Annotated in this window: 9 protein-coding genes; all 9 read left to right on the top strand. The window is 47.3% G+C overall.

The window, feature by feature from the left end:
- Positions 1–171: 171 nt before the first annotated feature.
- The 9 genes from MHH57_RS04655 to MHH57_RS04695 all read left to right on the top strand — a co-directional run bounded on the left by MHH57_RS04655 (position 172) and on the right by MHH57_RS04695 (position 20,184).
- Positions 172–591: a hypothetical protein gene (locus tag MHH57_RS04655; RefSeq protein WP_165150009.1), complete on the top strand. Its 420-nt coding sequence runs from the start codon at positions 172–174 to the stop codon at positions 589–591.
- A gap of 15 nt (positions 592–606) precedes the next feature.
- Entirely contained in the window at positions 607–5,574 is a 4,968-nt protein-coding gene (locus MHH57_RS04660) for a DUF4132 domain-containing protein (RefSeq protein WP_342434874.1), read from the top strand.
- A gap of 230 nt (positions 5,575–5,804) precedes the next feature.
- Positions 5,805–6,299: a GNAT family N-acetyltransferase gene (locus tag MHH57_RS04665; protein WP_069012922.1), complete on the top strand. Its 495-nt coding sequence runs from the start codon at positions 5,805–5,807 to the stop codon at positions 6,297–6,299.
- 200 nt (positions 6,300–6,499) lie between these two features.
- On the top strand, positions 6,500–7,483 hold the full coding sequence (locus MHH57_RS04670; RefSeq protein WP_209949997.1) for a Gfo/Idh/MocA family oxidoreductase: 984 nt from the start codon (positions 6,500–6,502) through the stop codon (positions 7,481–7,483).
- Positions 7,484–7,972: 489 nt separating this feature from the next.
- Complete coding sequence (locus MHH57_RS04675; RefSeq protein ID WP_342434875.1) at positions 7,973–10,702, top strand: glycoside hydrolase family 3 C-terminal domain-containing protein; 2,730 nt, start codon at positions 7,973–7,975, stop codon at positions 10,700–10,702.
- Positions 10,703–10,879: 177 nt separating this feature from the next.
- A complete protein-coding gene (locus MHH57_RS04680; protein ID WP_342425697.1) occupies positions 10,880–12,406 on the top strand; it encodes a glycoside hydrolase family 30 beta sandwich domain-containing protein in 1,527 nt (508 codons plus the stop codon).
- A gap of 195 nt (positions 12,407–12,601) precedes the next feature.
- Positions 12,602–15,538 carry an S-layer homology domain-containing protein gene (locus MHH57_RS04685; RefSeq protein ID WP_342434876.1) on the top strand — a complete coding sequence of 979 codons (2,937 nt, stop codon included), beginning with the start codon at positions 12,602–12,604 and terminating at the stop codon, positions 15,536–15,538.
- Positions 15,535–19,587, top strand: coding sequence for an S-layer homology domain-containing protein (locus MHH57_RS04690; RefSeq protein ID WP_342434877.1), 4,053 nt, complete (start codon positions 15,535–15,537; stop codon positions 19,585–19,587). Before MHH57_RS04685 ends, MHH57_RS04690 begins: the two co-directional genes overlap by 4 nt.
- A 255-nt stretch (positions 19,588–19,842) precedes the next feature.
- Positions 19,843–20,184 (top strand): iron-sulfur cluster biosynthesis family protein, encoded by a 342-nt coding sequence (locus MHH57_RS04695; protein WP_029517576.1) that lies wholly within the window; start codon positions 19,843–19,845, stop codon positions 20,182–20,184.
- The last annotated feature ends 150 nt before the right edge of the window (positions 20,185–20,334 follow it).

Genomic DNA, 20,334 nt, shown 5'->3' on the forward strand with positions numbered 1-20,334 from the left:
ACAGCATTATGAATTTTGGTCATAAAGGGTGATGGAGTAATGATAAGGAACCTATTAAAATAAATATACGAACAAACATTCGTTTTCGATTTCGTTAACGGTGTTTTAAATGGGTCAAAAAATTCAGCTGACAACGGGTCAAAAGCGTGAATAAAAAGGAAGGGGAACGACATGAAGCTGCTTGTAACTGTAAAAAGTCTGGGAAAACGCAAGCCCGCACTCGCACGACAGGAAATAGAACTGAGTCCTGCTCCAAAAACATTGCGAGATTTGATTACTGCAACCGTTGCTTTGAATGTTCAAAAGCTGCGGGATAAGCAGGAGAGTGTCGCGCTGATTCCATTCCTCACGGGAGAGGAAGTTGAGGCACAAGGCGAGATAGGCAAAGTAGGATTCGGTTCCGTATATAATGATGGTGTCCCGGATATTAAGGATGCTGTGAACACAGCGATGCAGGCTTTTGAAGATGGTTTATACAGAGTTTTTGTGTGTGACGAGGAAACTATTGAACTGGATGCTCCTTTGGCACTTAAGGATGGGAATGAAATTGTATTTATACGCTTCACAATGCTGGCTGGAGGCCTATGGTAGAGGGGGAAATGAAATATGCATCGAGAGAACAATGAGCAAGAATATTTCACCACACTGAAGGAGCGCGCGGCGCAACTGGAGGGACAACAACAGGAGTTGGCTCAGTATGTTGTGGAACTGAGTAAGCTTCATTACATACAGGAGAACGAGGAGCCATTTAACGAATGTCAGCGAATATTAAAAGAACGGGCGACAGAAAGCGGAGAACCGCTGTTTAAGCCACTGACAGAGGTATTGCGTGCTCTAATTGGACAAACAGCGGGCGATGTATTCACACATCTAACAGAGCATGTTACTGAATATCCATACAGCACCGGGTATGCGCGAAAGCCGTTTCGTACTTCGGATATTACGGCCCATACTTCCCGGATTTATAAAAGAATGGTGCAGTTGATCCGAATGGACTGTATCGGATTCTCTATAATGGATTATTTAACGAAAAAAGATTATGAATCAGGTAGGGATTACCGGATTCAGGAAACGATTGGTGATTGGATTGCTTACGAGCTAGACAACGGCAATTCACAGGTGCTTGAGGCGCTAAAAGCTATTATTTATGGGGATAATCAGGCGGCGTTACTTACACGCAATATGATTAAAGGCATGCTCCTGAGTCATCAGGAGGAGAATTATCGCATGATCGGAGAGCTCCTGGCAGCTGCCAAACTCCAAGAGGGATTGCGCCAAAGTATTGTGGAACAAATGGATGAAGGAACCCCGGAGGCTCTAATATATCTGTTAAAGTTGATCATCGACCAAGGCTTCATTCGTTACAGCTCGGTAGTGCGGGCGCTTGCAGTATGGACGGGAATGGGCTTGGAATCCGCCAATCAACGGGTCGTTCGCCAACTGATCGAGCAGGCATATGAAGCATTGACTCGTAGTGAACTGCGCCAGGAATGGCTGACCAGCTCAAATGCTAATGAAGTGTATATGAGTTTGTGGGCTACCGCAGTACATGAGGAACGTGATCTGTATGGACAGGTTCGGAAACTCATGGAGCAGGGAGCAACTTACCAGAAGATCGTAGCACTGTATGTACTGTCTAACAGTGACAACAAGGATGTGCGCCTCGGAATTGCGAGAGAATATCTGGATGAAACAGATCCGGAGCTTCAATATTGGATTCTGACGAACTATACAAGCAATTATTTTTATGAATGGATAGAAGGCGGGACCGTCGCGGATCGGATCGTTAAAGTGGTGCGCACTCCTTTGCTGGAGAGCAAAGAGGAGCGGCGTAAGGATTTTGAACGACTTCATAACCTGTTTGTACATATAAAAAAGGGTGAGTCCACCGAGCCCTCCAAGGTGCTAGATTTTGTAAATCTGTATCACCGCTCAGATGCACCTATTCAAAAAATGCTATATCTCGCTGGCTATGATATGGACGCTTCTTGGATTGGGGAAATCATAGCCTTAAAGGAACAGATTAGCCCTAATCTGCGTGGCGAACTGTTGAACCATTTTGTGCAAAATCCTGAGGATACGGTACAGCGTGATTTTATTTTTTCCAGTTTGTCGGACAAAAGTATGAGTATCCGTGAGTTCGCTGTGGCCAAGGCGCGTAAGCTGACGCTGTCGGAACCAGAAATGCAACAAATGGAAGCCTTACTAAAGCTCAAGACGGGCTCATTGCGACAAAGTGTCATTGGTGTGTTGCTCTCACAATCGGAAGAGCCGCTCGCTGGCTCATTGGAACGCTTGCTGCGTGCTAAGGCGGAGCTGCAACGATTGGGTGGACTTGAGGTATTGACGAAGATATATGCAGACCCGGATCGTGCCGAACAGTATGAAAGCCTGCGGGCTTTGGCGGATATCATTCAGCAACCTACCGCCAAAGAGGAGCAACTGTTGTCCAAGCTGGGACAGGAGGATGCTTATACAGGGGCTAACGGTTTTGGCCTGTACGATCCGAATGTCAAGGAAGCTTGGTTGGAAGAGAAAGTGGATCTGGGTGATTTTAGATTGGCCGATGTTTTTGTTAGTCCATTGGAGAAGCTCAAGCAGTTTTTGACTGGACTGGATGAGCTTGTTCATCATCATCGTGATGTGGAATATACAGCGGAATATTATTCAGGCTACAAAGATACATTGCTTATTGGGACGAACCTTCGTCCTCTACGGCTGGTTCAGGTCGATGAAGAAGTAGATTCCAGGCTGTCTTTATATCCTCTTTACGAGGAGTGGGACCGTTATTTGCAGGAAAGCGGCATAGAAGCACGTGAACTGCTGGAGCTTGTTTTTTATGACCGATTGGAGCCTATGGACCGAACGCTGGATCGCTACTATCGCTACTTTTCTTTTAAAATGGACTATTCAGAGCTAAGCAAGCACAAGCTGCTGGAAGGATGGCGTAAAGATTTCGCCGAGCAAATGTATCCTGTGGATCGGATTAACGAGGTTCAAAGATGGATGGCAGAGCTGACCTACTCCGATCAGGTAAGCACATTAATCAATGCTTATTTTATGGACACATCCGGTGAGCAAACATTTGACGTAATTGACCTTGCTTTAAATTCACTAATGCAGTGCGTGCCTAAGGACAGACCAGCAGAGGATTTGGGAATGCTCCATCTATTGTCCGGCCCGTGGGTGGCACTGGAGAAGGGGCAGGTCCATGACGATGAGTCCTTTAAGCGCTTTTTCCATACTTTTGTGAACTACGCAGAACTGCCAGGAGCGGAAAATCGTTTTTATTCTCCGCTGGATCTGGAGGATTATTTCAAAGCCTATGAAAAAGGGTTGATCGGTGTAGGGGAAGTATATCGGGAACTGCTGGCCGGTAGTGAAAGCAGAAGACATATGAGTACCTTAACCAATGCCCGCAATACATGGATTTCTAGCAACCCGGAATTTTTGGAGATACGCCGTACGGTTATTGATCGACTGTTAGAGGTTGAATTGGTTCGAGGCGATTTGCCTACCGAGGCTACGCCAAAGGTTATGGGCTTGAACCGAATTGAAGGCATGGATTATTTTATCCGTATTCTGGAGGGTCTCGACAAGGAAACATTCGTGCGTGGTTATGTGTACGGTTACGGTGATCGTATTACCAAAAAGGAATCGTTCAGTCACTTGCTCAAGGCATGTTATCCGAGTGAGGGCGAGGATGCCACGTTGCTCAAGGAAAAGTTAAAGGACACTAAAATTACAGATAAACGTCTGCTGGAGGCGGCAATGTATGCCCCGCAGTGGATTGAGATTGTAGCGGGTTATCTCGGATGGGAAGGACTTCGCAGTGCGGCATGGTATTTCCATGCACATATCAATGAAGGTTTTTCGGCCGAGAAGGAAACGATTGTAGCTCATTACTCGCCGATTGCTCCGCAAGATTTTAATGATGGTGCCTTCGATATTCACTGGTTTCATGAGGCTTACGAGACGTTGGGCGAGGAACGTTTTGATCTGCTGTACGATTGTGCCAAGTATATTTCGGCTGGAGCCAATCATCGTCGATCCCAGTTGTTTGCGGATGCGACGCTGGGTAAGCTCAAACGGAGTGAAATGGAAAAATCAGTGGAAGACAAGCGAAACAAAGACCATTTGCTGACCTACAGTTTGATTCCACTTGCTCAGCCACCTGAACCAGATGTACGCGAACGTTATGATTTTATCCAAAGGTTTCTGGAACAAAGCAAAAAATTTGGGGCACAGCGTAAGGCTAGTGAGGCACTCGTTTCACGAATTGCACTCGGGAATTTGGCACGTAACGCAGGTTATGATGACGTAACCCGTCTTGTCTGGGACATGGAGGCTCGCAAGCTGGATGATCTCCGGTCTTATTTCGAGCCACATGCTTTGGACGAGGCTACAACGGTGCAGCTCGTCATTGATGATGAAGGAGCGGCAGATATTGAAATTGTAAGCAAAGGCAAGACGCTGAAATCCATTCCGGCTCGTTTCAAGAAGGATGAGTATATTACGGCATTGAAGGAGCTTAAAGGAGATCTGGTGGATCAGTATCGCAGAGCTCGGAAGGAATTGGAGCGCTCTATGGAGTCTGGCACGACCTTTATGGTGAAGGAATTGAGAGGATTGCTGGGTAATCCTGTGCTTGCTCCGTTGGTGCGGACACTGGTTTTCAAGGCTGGCGAGCACCTCGGATATTTTAATGGGGATACGTTGGTGTTGACTGATCCTTCTGCTGAACAGCATTCTATAGGAGAAGAGGATAAGCTGATTATCGCTCACCCCCTTCACTTGTTCGAAAGTGGCCGTTGGAGCGACTTCCAGAAGGACTTATTCGACCGTCAGATACGCCAGCCATTTAAGCAGGTGTTCCGTGAGCTGTACCTGCTGAATGCTGATGAACGTGCCAACGCGACCGTTTCCCGTCGATATGCGGGACACCAGGTACAGCCGAATAAGACGGTATCCCTATTGAAAGGTCGCCAATGGACGGTCAGCTATGAGGATGGGCTCCAGAAGGTGTACTATGCTGAGAATCTGATTGCCAACCTGTATGCCATGGCGGACTGGTTCTCACCAGCAGATACCGAGGCTCCTACGCTGGAGACCGTGCAGTTCTTTGATCGGACAACGTATAAGAGCGTACCGTTGGACGAAGTTCCTCCTGTTCTGTTCTCCGAAGTTATGCGGGACGTGGATCTGGTTGTCAGTGTTGCCCATGTAGGCGGCGTTGATCCAGAGGCCAGTCTGACGACGATTGAAATGCGTAGGGTCATTGTGCAGGAATCACTTCGCCTGCTGAAAATTAGCAATGTACGCGTGGATGGGAATTATGCACGTGTAGATGGGACTCTTGGCGAATATGCTGTGCATTTGGGAAGCGGGGGTGTCTATAAGCAAGCGAAGGGAGCGCTGCATATTATTCCGGTGCATTCGCAGCATCGTGGACGCATCTTCCTGCCGTTTCTGGACGAAGACCCAAGAACAGCCGAGATTTTATCCAAAATAGTGTTGTTGGCCGAGGATCAGAAGATCAAGGACCCGCAAATTCTTACACAGCTTCAAGCGTAGAATAGAATTCTGATGTATATAGATTTATAATGAACTCAACGTTCGCATCTAGACAATGGTTTCAAATCCTCGACTGTGTAGGTGGAAACTTAGTTTAGTTGCGGAGGTTGAGTTATTTAATATTGAGCGTTTATCAAGCACGAATAAGGAGATATGGGTAATATTTTAGGTTCTGTGGTTTGATGGAAATCTAACAGTATAACAATTGACGATCATAGGAGAACATAACGATGTTTAAAAGTATCTTTCTAAAAGAGTACTCAACTGAGTATCAATCACAAGTTGTCGATTTAATTTTACATATTCAAAAAGATGAATATAATATCGCCATAACCAAAGAGGATCAGCCAGATTTGCTTGATATTGAAAACTTTTATCAGCGTGGTAACGGCAACTTCTGGGTGGCTCTTCGTGAAGGAACCGTAGTGGGGACTGTAGCTTTGTTAGATATTGGGGACCGTAAGGCAGCACTCAGAAAGATGTTTGTAAAACAAAATTATAGAGGTAAAACATTCAATGTTTCGAATCAATTATTGCATCATGCCATAGGATGGGCTAAGGAAAGGTCTATTGAAGAAATCTATCTTGGAACAACACCACAATTCGTAGCAGCTCATCGATTTTATGAGAAGAATGGATTTGTTAGTGTAGATCCAGGAGAATTGCCGATTAGTTTTCCAGTCATGAAAGTGGATAAAAAGTTTTACAGATACATTATTCAATAAAATGATCCTGAACCAAAACAATGCTGAGGGAAATTCCAGTTCAAAATGTGTGACTTAGTGGCCGCCGTGTCGTCTTGCTGCCAAGCCGCAATATAAACTATCGCTGAGCAGGAATTTCTTTTGTTTAGGACAGGCGTTTGCTAGAATAAAAGGGTATGTTGTAAGTCAACGTTAACCAAATTGCTGGGAGGGACACAAGTATGAGCAAAAAGATTAAATGGGGAATTGTCGGCACAGGCTGGATCTCAGATCAATTTGTGGCGGATTTGGCGCATGTTACGAATGGAGAAGGGTATGCCGTTGGATCACGTACTATTGAAAGCGCTACCGAATTTGCAGCTAAGCATCAAATATCACGAGCTTACGGGAGCTATGAGGAATTAGCACAAGATCCCGAGGTAGATGCTATTTACGTAGGGACTCCTCATCCTTTTCATAAAGAAAATGTTCTGACGGCTCTTCGGGCGGGCAAAGCGGTCTTGTGTGAGAAACCCTTCACCGTCAATAGTAAAGAATTGGAGGAACTAATCGGCTTTGCACGTGAGCGTAAGCTATTCCTGATGGAAGCAATGTGGACACGTTTTTTGCCTCCGATTCGCCAAGTGCAGGAGTGGATACATGCGGGACACATTGGCGAGGTAAAGCTGGTTAAGGCAGAATTTGGTTTTCGGGTAGATTGGAACCCGGAGGGCCGGCTTTTGAACCTTGAGCTGGGCGGAGGTGCTCTGTTAGATGCAGGGATTTATCCGGTTTCTTTTGCTTCAATGGTCTTCGGTCCTGAACCTGAGCATGTATGGAGCACTGCTCATATCGGGGAGACAGGCGTTGACGAGACATTTTCGATCTTGCTGGATTATGGGCAAGGACGCACGGCTATGCTTAACGGGGCAGTCCGTCTCGGATTGACGAATGAGGCATACATCCATGGAACCAAGGGCTATATTCACATTCCGTCATTCCTAAACAGCACATCGGCTACTTTAGTTGTGGACGGTGAAGAGGCACAACACTTTCAGGATGACCGATCCTCTACAGGCTATGCCTTTGAAGCAGAAGAAGTCGGGCGTTGCTTGAACGAAGATTTGCTCGAAAGTTCTACTATTTCTTTAGATGAATCATTAGGAATTATGAAACTGATGGATCAGATTCGTTCACAGTGGGGACTTCGGTATCCGTTTGAATAATCATATTCATTCCAGGGACCTTTCAGGTTCTCTGGAATTTTTTTGTTTGTGAGCGTTATTTTTGTATACATAAGTCTTTCCAATTCCCAAATAGCGACTTTGGTCGCACGCTAGGTAACGCCATATGAGTAAGTCAAGAGTGGGACATATGAATCATTTTTTGTGATTTAAATTAGTTAAAAAACCGTCATTAAAAAGTTACAAAAGTGTAATTTATTCATCGGTTAACTGAATTGTGAACGCTCTCTTTTTATGAAAAAGAATGAAGGTCCTAGTATTGAATTTCCAAAAACTTTCAATGAAATTTCCGAAAATGTGCGGTAGGGTGGTAAACGTGTCACTTGAGCCATTGCGGCTTTTGCTGACTTGCTTGCTTATCCCGTGGCTCTGGATTCTTGTCGGAGCTCGCAGGATCGAGAGCCTTTGCAAGCCTGTGAGCGTTGAATAGGCATTCACCTCATGACCTAACATCAAGGAGGAATTACAAACGTGAAAGTGAAATCAACATGGTTGTTCCGTATGGTGATGATGACAGTGATCGCGGCTGTCGTGATCGGACCTATGAATATTGCAGGAGCGGCAGGAAGCCGGACAGATCGGCCTTGGATGAACACGAGCCTGTCGGCTGAGAAACGGACAGCGCTGCTGCTACAGGAAATGACGCTGGAAGAAAAAATAGATTTGGTGACTGGCAAGGTCAACAATTACTATGGATTCTATAATAATTCGATGGAGCGGTTGGGCATTCCGGCGCTGACGATGGCAGATGGACCTGCAGGTGTACGTATCGCTAATCCGGATGTGCAGGACAAGCAATCGACTGCGTTGCCTGCTCCAATTGCGCTGGCTGCAACGTGGGATATCCAAGCTGCCAAACAGTATGGGGATTTGCTCGGAGACGAGGCTTTTAATACAACTCATAATGTGGTGCTTGGACCCGGGATGGATATTGCCCGAATTCCATGGGGATCGCGAAACTTTGAATCTATGGGCGAGGACCCGCTGCTGCAATCTCAAATGGCGACCGCTTATGTCAAAGGTATACAAAGTCATCCTGTTCTGGCGACTGCCAAACATTACCTTATGAATAATCAGGAGACAGAGCGTTTCACAACAAATGTCAAAGTCAGTGACCGTGCGCTGCATGAAATTTACATACGTCCGTTTCAGGAGGCTATTGCCAAGGCAGACTTGGGCGGAGCTATGTGCTCCTTTAACAAGGTCAATGGCGAATCGGCATGTGAGAACAAGACCATCATGACAGATCTCTTGAAAAAGGAAATGCAATTCAAGGGCTTCGTGATGAGTGATTACGGCGCGAACCTGAGTACAGTCGAATCGGCAAATAGTGGCTTGGACCTGGAAACACCGGGGACTCCTTATGGAAAATGGGGAGATCAGCTGCTGGCTGCTGTCAAGAATGGTAAGGTAAGTGAAAAAACGATTGATGATAAGGCTGGGCGCATTCTGGTGCAAATGTTCAGCAAAGGTTTATTTGATCACCCGGCTCAAAATAACCAAATTGATGCCCATGACCATGGCAAGACAGCCCGTCAATTGGCTGAGGAAAGTATGGTACTGCTTCAAAATAAAAACAATGCATTGCCATTGTCTAAAGATAAACTCAAGTCTATTGCTGTGATTGGCCCCGATGCAGATAACGGCACTGTGGCAGGCGGAGGCAGTTCGCTGGTGAATCCGACGTATACCGTGAGTCCGTTAGAGGGCATCCGCAATCGTGTCGGCAAAGGAGTTACCGTCCAATATGCACCGGGCACAGACCCGATCTCTGCAGGAGACATTATGCCAGGGCCATCTGCTGTTCCGTCTTCACTGTTGACTACATCTGATGAGAAAGAGGATATCAGTGTTGGATATGCGACTTATGGAGATGGCGAACAGGGACTTCGAGGCGAATACTGGAAGAATAACAAGATGGAAGGCAATCCGATTCTTGTACGCAATGATGACCAAGTCAATATGAACCTTGGATTTTATAATTATCAGGGCTTCAATGCGAAGTCCCCTAAAGTTCCAAATACACCAACGACACTGAACGGCTTGATATCTGCACGCTGGACAGGGGCAATTGCAGCTCCCAAGGATGGTGACTATGCATTGTCATTAACCAGTTTGGGATCAAGCAAGCTGTATCTCGACGATAAGCTTTTCGTGGATAATCAAGGTGAAAAGCTGGGCACTACGAAGAAAAACATCTCCCTTAAAGCGGGTGAAAAGCACAAGATACGTATTGAATACCGCGCTGATTATCCGACCAATGGTCGGGATTCCGGTGGTATGGTTCGTCTGGGCTGGGAACCTCCGGCAGATACGTCAGATAAGCTGATTGACAACGCTGTGAAATTGGCGAAAAAATCAGATGTTGCGATTGTTGTTACGCGCACGTATGAGAGTGAGGGATATGTTGAGCGTTCCGATATGGAGCTCCCGAATAATCAGGATCGGCTGATCCGTGCGGTTGCGGCTGTAAATCCGAAAACCATTGTCGTACAAATGAGCGGCAGAGCCGTGCAAATGGATACATGGCAGGACAAAGTCCCTTCCATCGTACAAGCATGGTTTGCTGGACAAGAGCAAGGGAATGCTATAGCGCGCGTCTTATTTGGAGATGTAAATCCTTCGGGCAAGTTGCCGGTAACCTTCCCGGTTAACGAGCAGTCTACACCTGTATCCTCACCTGAGAAGTTTCCGGGTGTGAACGGTATAGGTGACTATTCAGATGGTATTTTTGTAGGCTATCGTGGGTATGAGAAATCGGGTATTCAACCGGCGTTCTCCTTTGGACACGGTTTATCCTATACGACATTCGGATATAGCGATCTGAAAACCAAACAGCATGCGAGTGGAAAAAAATCCGATCGTATGAGTTCCGTCGAAGTTTCGCTCAAATTGAAGAACACCGGCAAAACAGCCGGAGCTGAGGTTGTACAAGTGTACAGCGGTAAGCTTCCGACAAACGTAGAGACTCCATCCCGTCAACTGGCAGGCTGGTCCAAGGTAGAATTAAAGCCGGGTCAAGAGAAGAAGGTTCGCATTGAGCTCGACCCGAAAGCTTTCTCTTATTGGGATGAAAAGTCCAAAGCATGGGTTATGCCGGCGGGGGAAGTGCCCATTTATGTGGGCAGTTCCTCTCAGGATTTACGACTAACAGGAAGTGTTACGATTCCGGCTACCTCTACAGCAAAGGCAAAAAAGTAAATCCCGTTACATTTGTTTTAAAATGGTTATATTCAAGAGAGCACGGGCACAAGCACCGGCTCTCTTTTTGCTATCGGTATGTAAACGTCCAACAGGTATGCAAAGGGAAACCCAAGTGAAAGCTGAAATAGTAGAGAGAGTGGGGACAGGCTAGTGATGGGGAGAGGAGGATATTAGATGAAGAAACTCCAAAAGCAACGACGTACTGACATCTGGCTGCTTATAGCTGTAGTAGCCATTTTGATCTGTGCGGTCCTGGCCAGTATGGCTATACGGAATGTTCCGGGGCCGAAAGCAGAAAATAATGTCAACATGTGGCTAACAACACCCGATCCGGCGAATCGTCTAACCCAACAAGCCCCGATCCGTTGGGATAAGAATGATAAGGATAGCAGTAAAGAAAAGGCTGCGAATGCGGATACACTGACGATTGAGATTAAGCCAGATATTCGTTACCAGACGATGGAAGGGTTTGGCGCAGCGGTGTCCGGTTCGTCCGCTTACCTGATGAATCATGGCATGTCTGCCAATCAGCGTGATCAGCTGCTAAATGATTTGTTTACAGCCAGTGGCATTCAACTCAGTTATATTCGCCATACCATTGGAGCATCGGATTATTCCGTAGATGAACAGGGGCAGCCTGGCAGCTATACCTATGACGATGTGGCAACAGGCAAGGACTATGAGCTGAATCATTTCTCCATCGCTAAGGATCGGGATGTAATCGACGTGCTGAAGCAAATCTTGAGAAGAAACCAGGATTTAAAGATTATGGGGACCCCGTGGACAGCTCCACCCTGGATGAAATATGGGGAGCAGATTTATAACGGCTGGTATTTGGACTATACCGATCCGCGCATCTACCAGGCTTATGCTAACTATTTTGTTCGTTACCTACAGGCTTATGCGAACGAAGGGATTCCGATTCAGGCGATTTCCATTCAAAATGAGCCAGAATTCACGACGTCCAAGTATCCCAGCATGAGTATGGGGGCAGCAGAACAGGCGAATTTTATTAAACAATATCTGGGCCCAACCCTAAATCGAAACCATTTATCTACTCAGATTATTGCCTTTGACCATAACTGGGATACAGGGAGTGAATATGCCAAGACCGTGTTAGGAGATGAACAAGCTCGAAACTATACGCATGGAACAGCCTTTCATTGCTACAAAGGAGAACCTACGGCGATGAAAGATGTGCATCATGCTTTTCCAGATAAGCCTGTATATATGACAGAATGTAGTGGGGGAGCGTGGAGTCCGGGCTTTGGAGATGATTTGAGCTGGGATATGTCCAAGCTGATCATTGGTGCACCCCGAAACTGGTCGCAAAATGTCCTCTTTTGGAATATCGCACTTGACCCGTCCGGGGGGCCGACCAATGGGGGGTGCACCAACTGTAGAGGTGTAGTGACCATCGACCCGTTAAGCGGTGCAGTTACGAAAAATGTGGAGTACTATGCGATTGGGCACGCCAGCAAATTTGTCCGTCCAGGTGCGGTACGTATTGATTCTACACATTATAGTGGAAGTATCGAAACGGTCGCCTACTGCAATCCGGACGGTACGCTTGTCCTGATTGCCGCCAATACAGGAGAGAACACAAAGACATTTAAGGTTCGGCAGGGAAATAAGGTTTTCAAATCTACCCTTCCATCTAAGTCCGCGGCTACCTTTCAATGGAATCCTACGGCTTTCTGACACGGTCTGTACATCAACGTTTTATAGAAGTTTTAGAGCGCTTAGCCCATCTGGCTGAGCGCTCTTTTTTCATTTGCTACAAAATCCAGACTGCGAAAAAAATAAAATTTTAATATTGTTCAGAATTGGTTCAGAGGCGGATGATAAGATCTTTTCACTAATAACAAGAATGAACCGTTTACGGGGGAGAGTCTGATGAATCAAGAAACAAATAAAGAATGGCAAAAAGTGCTGATGGTGACGTTGCTGGCAGGTATGGCATGGGGGCCCCAGCTTGTTCATGCGGAAACGAAACGGGAGACGTCTGCGATTGTGACTAAAACCAGTACAGTCTCTTTTACAGATCAATCCACTATGTCATCCCAGGCATTACAGGCGGTGCAGGAGGCTGTGAAGCAAGGACTAATCACGGGTTATCCAGATGGTTCCTTCCGCCCAGATCAACCGTTAACGCGCAAGGAAATGGCAGCTTTGCTGGCTAATGCACTTAAGCTTGACGCTACGGAGCAAGCAGTAACTTTTAAGGATACGCAGGGGAGTTGGGCCGCTTCTTATATAGAAGCTGTGCGTGCGGCAGGTCTAATGACCGGAGATGAATCAGGTGCTTTCCGCCCGAATGCTGCGGTGAGCCGTGAGGAATTGGCAGCAATTCTGGTGAGAGCGATTGGAGGAACCCATGTTCAAGGCGGAGATGTTCAAGACATTTCTGATGGGGATCAGGTGAGTTCATGGGCCAAAAACAACGTAGAAGCAGCTCTCAAACTGGGGTTAATGGATACGCCGGATAATCGGTTTGACTCTAAAGTACAGGTAAAACGTCAAGATATCGCAGCCTTTCTGGTGAATGTGTTCCAATCGGGTGAACGGACGGGAATCCTTTCTCGTATCGACGGGGATATCGCTTATATGGATGGAAAGCCCTATTTGATCGGCCAGCAATTGAAGCAACTGTTCGGAGCGGACAATGTGCCGGCGCTTCAAGGGGCTACCCTGACCTATCAGGCATCGAACCGAAACGTAGCTGATCTGTCGGCGCTTCAAATTGTGCAAAGTGGTACGGCCCAACATCCGGTGACTTTATATAGCAAAGGGTCAGAATTTAAAGGCAAGTTAGCTATTGCAGCGGATTTTGTGCGAATTCAAGGAGCTACGTTACCTCAGGTAACCTTGATGCAGGGCGCCAAAAATGTAGAGATTCATGCAGACGTAAACGAAATGATCGTAGATACGCATGAGCCTATTCAGATCCAGGGAAGTGGTGTATGGCAGCAGCTTAAACTGAATTTTGCCGATACACAGGTACGTCTCGCCAATGGGATACAGACTGTACAGACCCGTCTTGCGGAGCGGGGAACAGAGACTCAAATTATACGTGATACCACGTTGGATGCATCTTCGGATACATCCTCAACAAGCACTAAAAAAAGTTCATCCGGTGGTGGCGGTGGCAGTTCTACAACGAATCCAACGCCAACACCAATACCAACACCTAATCATGTACCTGTCTCAGCTATAGTTCCTTCCGATCAATATGCCATTATGGGTTCCGGAGATACGCTAGTGGATTTGAAAAATGTGTTTTACGATGCCGATCAGGATGAGTTGTCGTATCATGCGGTCACTTCGGATGTATATGTAGCAGAAGCAGAAGTGGCAAATAAACAGCTTACTTTAAAACCTAAATCAGTAGGAAGCACACAGGTATTTGTTACGGCAGAGGATGGAAAAGGCGGCAAAGCGAGCGTGTTTTTCAACTATACAGTGACCAGCTCTACTTATGAGGAGGACATTAATCATAGTCCTGTCGCGAGCAACAGCCTAAATGACATTCCTTTGCTCTTAAATGAAGGTGGCAAGCAGATTAGTCTGTCTGACTTGTTTAATGACGAGGATGGCGATGCACTGACCTACACGGTGGAATCGGCTTCGCCAGAAGTGGCCACAGGAGAAGTTACAGGCGATCAGCTTATACTTACGCCGCTTCAAGCTGGCACTAGTCTAATGACGATAACAGCCCATGACGGCAAGGGAGGCACAGCCTCGCTTCAGTTAGCTGCTATGGTGAATGCGCCTTTGCCTGATCCGCAGCCTGAGAATCACATACCTGTGGCTTTGCCTCATTTACCTATCGTAGTTACTAATGTGTTACAGGACAAGCTGATGCTGTATCCAGGTTCGTTATTTATGGACCAGGATGGCGACACCTTGACGTATACCCTCACTTCCTCCAATCCCCAAGTAGGCAGTGTGGTGGAGAATGGAGAAGATTCATTTGTAGCACTGCATAACGCTGGTATTACGATGATTGAGATTTCGGCGAATGATGGCCGTGGGGGCGTTTCTTTCACTTCATTTATGCTCCAAGTTGAAGCTCCTCAACCCGTAAATCATCGTCCGGTAGTGACCCGTGTGCCTGAACCTCAATATTTGGACCCGGGAGATGGTCAGCAAATATTGCAGCTGAATGATATGTTCTCTGATGAGGATGGCGACACGTTGACCTATACTGTGGTGTCTTCTGATCCATTGGTGGCAGGGGGGCAGGTAGAAGGGAATACACTTTTCATACAACCGTTGCGTAATGGTGTGACGTTCCTTACGATGACAGCAAATGATAATCGTGGTGAAACGACATCTTTTACGATTCCAGTGATTGTTGAGAAAAGAGATTTGTTCATTTCCGAAGTCGTGTGGCAAGGCGAACCGGATTATCTGGACCAGGCGATTGAATTGTACAATCCGACCAACAGACCGTTGGAGAAAAATAAAATCTGGATTGAGCGATCCGACCAACCAGACCCGATTATCATAAATGCCAATGACGGAGATGTCATTATGCCTGGGCAAACCTTTGTAATTGCGAATGATTTGAGTTCGTTCGGATCGGAAGATTGGTATTATACCTTCCTGCAGTTACAACATAACAATTCGGAACCCGTTACGCTTAAGCTGTACTACAACAACGTGCTCATTGATATGGCAGTTATTGGTCAAGGGCAGGCCTTGGGACGGAACAGTGGTACGGTCATTGGTAATACAGATCCATATCAAGCTGGCGAATGGAATGTTGAGGGGACGAACTCCCCTGTTAATTTAGGTGACTTTATCGGTAGGGAGAGAATGACACCATGAAAAATAAGAAGTTAACCGCTCAGCTGGCAGCTGCATTGCTGCTGCTGAGCCCCTCGCTTCCTGCCGGAGCAGAGCAAGCTACCGTGATAGATGCGGCTTCCGTAGCCAATGGGCCGACAGGGAACAATACTGCCACCTGGACGGACGTACAGCAGCTTACAACACAGCAATTGGAACAACTGCAAAAAGCCCGTGAACTCGGGATTATCCAAGGCGACCCCGCCGGAACGCTCCGACCTGGGCAGAAGCTCACACGTCAGGAGCTAGCCGCACTGCTGGTCAAAGCGTTGCAGCTTCCGACGGGCAACCTGGACGGCGCTGCCTCCTTCACGGACGTGCCCGCCGATAGTTGGGGGCGCCCGGCTATAGAGGCAGCCCGTAAGGCCGGGCTGATGCAGGGCGACGCCAACGGACGCTTCCGTCCGAATGACCTGATCAGCGCCCAGGAACTGGTCGCGCTGTTGGTCAGGTCCGCTGGGACGGGGACGTCTGCGGGCACGCCCGCTAGCACAACCGACTCGCCGTCGGCACAGACGCTGCCGACGGCGTGGAAGGACGCCAGCCCGTGGGCGGCCCCGATGATTCGGGCGGCGCTGAATAACGGGCTGATGAGTGAATTTGGCGGAAATCTACACGCCAAAGACTCGGTAAGCCGCGTAGATGCGGCCAGCCTACTCGTATCTGCTTTGTTTCCACAGGAGCGTGCTTCGCAGCTCGAGGAAATGGACGGCAAGCAGATACGGATCAATGGCATCGCGTATGACGTGGCAGAGCCGCTGCGCGGCATTTTTCACGCGGATAATCAGACCGCGCTGCGCAACGCGGGCATTCGTTTCCATGCCACAGGCCGGACGGTGGACAAGGTGACTTGGTTGGAGCTTCGCAGCAGCGGGACTTCGGCTCGTGACGGCGAAGCGGAGTTCAGTGGCAACATTGTGCTGAACGGACACGGCTCCACGCTAAACGGAGATTTGGTGATCGCTGGTGATTTTACATCCGTACTGCACTTGAATGTGGAACAGCAGTTAACGGTGGATGCCCGGGTACAGCAGGATTTTTATGCACAGGATGTACAGGTGCAGGGACAGACCCATATTAATGGCGGAGATAACAATACAGTTGTATTTGATAGCTCAACGTTGACGCAAATGGATGTCACAAAGCCAGAAGTTCACGTTGTACTTAGTGGTACCGCAAGCGCGACGATCATGAACGTCCAATCCAGCGCAAGCATTGAGGTTAGCGCGAATGCTTCCTTGCCGCAGCTGAATGTTAATGAAGGGGCGAACAAAGTCAATCTTCAGGGAACGGTTCAGACCGTTCAGGTAAATGGCAGCCAGTCCGTCGAGATGACAGGTAATAGTACAATCCAACAGCTGACTGTCACAGGGACGGGTGCCTTGGAATTGAAAACGACAGGCAGTATTGAAAATATTCAAGTCAGCAACCCGGCAGCTAAGGTAAATGTGAGTGGAAATGTACAGGTTTCTGCGGTCACACTGGGTACCGGAGTAGCTTCCAACGCTGTTACGGGTCTAGCTGCGGCAAGTGTAACAGGTACGTCCTCATCTTCTGGAAGCTCATCTGGTTCATCCAGCAGCGCTAACCGTTCACCGGAAGTCGTGAATGCTTCAGTAGAGCGTGTAGTCACAGAAGGCGCTGGTGAACAGTTGTACGATTTACGCCAATTCTTTACCGATCCTGATGGGGATACCTTGACCTTTTCGGCAGCTTCTCTTCAATCCGGCATCGTACGGGCGTCCGTATCGGGCAATACATTAAAGCTTACGCCAGTCAGTGTCGGAAAAGCATCCATCAGTGTATCGGCTAATGATGGACGGGGAAAAAGGGTGTCGTCTACCTTCAAAATCACCGTGAATGGCCAGCCAGTATCTGCAGGTATACCAGATCAGGCGCTTACTGTGGGACAATCGGACTCGGTACTGCATTTGAATGATTATGTTCAGGACCCGGAAAATGCAAGCTTAACGTATCAGGTTACAGTTGATGATCCTGCTGTAGCGTCGGTGGTGCTTGCGGAGGATGAATTGCGTCTGAGTCCGCTTCGAGCGGGCAGTACGAGCGTTCATGTCACTGCCAATGACGGACAGCAAGGAGAGGATGGCAGCACAGGCCAAAAGCAGATTGATTTCAAGCTAACGGTTCAGGGCGCTCCTAACCATGCTCCACATGGACAAGCCCCTCAGCCGTTAACCGTCACATTGGGCCAGCCGGATATGACACTGGATCTTTCAACAATATTTACGGATGCAGATGGCGACCCACTGGTGTTCACAGCGATCAGTTCGGATGCTTCCATCGTGCAGACTACCATAATGAGAGCTCAGCTTTCTTTGCAGTCGCTGCAAGCGGGGAGTGTAAGTATTACCTTGACGGCAGACGACAGCAAGGGTGGAACAGATACAGTTACCTTGATTGTAACGGTTTTGCCCATACCTAACAGTAGCCCGGTAGTAACCCGTGCACCAGACGCTGTACATCTGATTTTAGGCAAGGCTGACGGAACTGTGGATCTGTCCACCATCTTTGCTGACCCGGACCATGACCCGATTCGTTATGAAATCAGTTCGTCTGATCCAGCCGTGGCAGATGCTACAGTTCAAAATGATCAGCTTGTCATTCATGGGTTGACTAGCGGCAATACCGTGATTACCATCACGGCTAAAGACGATAGAGGCGGAGAGATTAGCGCAGACCTACAGGTTCATCTATTGGAAAATGCGGTTATTACAGCGATCCCTGAGCAGTTGCTCCAATTGGGAGATGCTGCATCAGAACTGGATCTCTCACCGTTCTTATTGAACTGGGATCTAGCATCCCTGTCAGTGACAGCAGACACGTATGATCCAGGAATTGCTACGGCCCATATGAATGGTCAGAAACTACAGTTAAACCCAGTAAGTGTAGGGGCCACGAGTGTAACACTCAGTGTGTATGATCAGTACGGACGTGCAGAGGGAGCGACGTTCCCGGTTACCGTCAGCATGCCTCAGCTAAATCAAGCTCCTCAAGTCGTAGCGGCTATAAACGAGCAGGTATTGACTCCCGGAGTTACACAGCAAAGAGATTATGATTTGCAACAGCTGTTCAGCGATGAGGATGGAGATGTGCTTCAGTTTACGGTCAGCTCCAGTGATCCGACATTGGTGAGTGCATCAATTAATGGCAGTATCTTAACGGTGGCTTCTGGAACAGGTAGCGGTCTTGCCGCTGTTACCGTTACAGCCACGGATGGTCGGGGAGGTTCTGTGCAATACACGTTGAATACACGCAATGCCGAACTGGTTTCCGGCGGGATCACTCCGATAGGGGTTAAATACGGCTTGCCGCACAGAACCGTGGATCTGTCCAGTTATTTCCCAGGACAATCTAAATTCCTGGTATATAGAGGAACGCCATCATCGACATTCATCGGTCCTGTAGAACTCATGGGCACCTCCATTCCCCTTTCCCCCGAACCTTTACTGGTATGGGTGGTAGGAGCGGATGGAAGAGCTGTCGTATTTCAGGTCCAACAGGAACCACAGCAAGCGCCTGCTGTATATTTCTCGCAATATGTGGATGGCGGGGATGGAAGAATTGTTTTGCAATTGTATTATAACGGGAATGGAGATCCTTCCCATCGGGCAGACGGTTACTCACTGGAGTTTCATCAATGGATGAAGAAAACAAACCAAATGAAAGTTACCACTCTACCGATTAATCCGGTTTATCCTGCCATGCCCTATATAATCATCGACACTATTTTCTATGATTTCATGGATATTACGAATGCTTGGTATTTCAATGATGAGGGCGATTTCTACAACCCGAACGAATTTAACACTGTTGCATACGTTTTAAAATACCAAGGACAAGTGGTGGATGTATTAGGAAATCCAAATTCACATGAACAGTTTACTCCACAAGGAGGAACGTTCGTCCGCAAGTCAGGAATATCCTATGGATCGTCTGCCTATAATCAGCCAGATGAGTGGAATGCGTTCCCGAAAGGGACCTTTCAATTTGTCGGCATTCATACACCATAAACGGTATGTTTGTCTGCGATCGCCTGTTTTTTGAAGACAGGTCATGAATTCTTAAAAAGGTGTAACCCATCAACTATGGAGGGTTACACCTTTTTATGTACAAAGAGGTAATGATAAAAGAGATCATTTATAGCAGTGAGTGCAGTCACATAGACATATACAAAAACATGACTATAATGTACATATAGTTTAAATTTAGTCTTTTTGGGGCTGACGGTTCCACACACTTTACTCACAAAGGAGAGGATTCATCTCATGAGCATACATTTGGAATTGGATTCCTTATCCGTTGAAAGGCTAGAAATGGCCCTTTCAGGACGACCGGGAATGTTCAAGCTGTTTTATGACACCGAGGATTGTGGATGCAATGGCGTACTCGTCATTTTGGTTGTCACCGCGCCCAATGCAACTGATAAAGCAGTACAGTCTGAGCCTTATTCTTTTTGGGTAGATCAGCAGCAGGAACAGCAGTTCGATAGCAGAATGCGGCTTGAGGCAGACCCTAGTTACCCGTCGTTCAAGCTAAGTAGTGATGCCGGTATATTTAGTAGCAATGTTAGAATTCAAGATCGGCGCGCGAACTCGTCCGAGGAGTGATGTGCGGAGGTAATAGGAATTCATTAAGCACCAAAAAAGCAATTCTGATTTACACCAAGTTTCCAAAAGACGAACCTTGTTTAGCCTATATGGCAGAGGTTCGTTTTTTTTGTGTTATATTCCAATCGTTCCACCAAAAAATGAAGTGTT

The organism is Paenibacillus sp. FSL H7-0442 (assembly GCF_038593105.1).
Lineage (GTDB): Bacteria > Bacillota > Bacilli > Paenibacillales > Paenibacillaceae > Paenibacillus > Paenibacillus polymyxa_D.

Bases quoted from the DNA above. Each gene is read 5' to 3' on its own strand.
- MHH57_RS04655 (WP_165150009.1), top strand. From the start codon at position 172: ATGAAGCTGCTTGTAACTGTAAAAAGTCTGGGAAAACGCAAGCCCGCA.
- MHH57_RS04660 (WP_342434874.1), top strand. From the start codon at position 607: ATGCATCGAGAGAACAATGAGCAAGAATATTTCACCACACTGAAGGAG.
- MHH57_RS04665 (WP_069012922.1), top strand. From the start codon at position 5,805: ATGTTTAAAAGTATCTTTCTAAAAGAGTACTCAACTGAGTATCAATCA.
- MHH57_RS04670 (WP_209949997.1), top strand. From the start codon at position 6,500: ATGAGCAAAAAGATTAAATGGGGAATTGTCGGCACAGGCTGGATCTCA.
- MHH57_RS04680 (WP_342425697.1), top strand. From the start codon at position 10,880: ATGAAGAAACTCCAAAAGCAACGACGTACTGACATCTGGCTGCTTATA.
- MHH57_RS04685 (WP_342434876.1), top strand. From the start codon at position 12,602: ATGAATCAAGAAACAAATAAAGAATGGCAAAAAGTGCTGATGGTGACG.
- MHH57_RS04690 (WP_342434877.1), top strand. From the start codon at position 15,535: ATGAAAAATAAGAAGTTAACCGCTCAGCTGGCAGCTGCATTGCTGCTG.
- MHH57_RS04695 (WP_029517576.1), top strand. From the start codon at position 19,843: ATGAGCATACATTTGGAATTGGATTCCTTATCCGTTGAAAGGCTAGAA.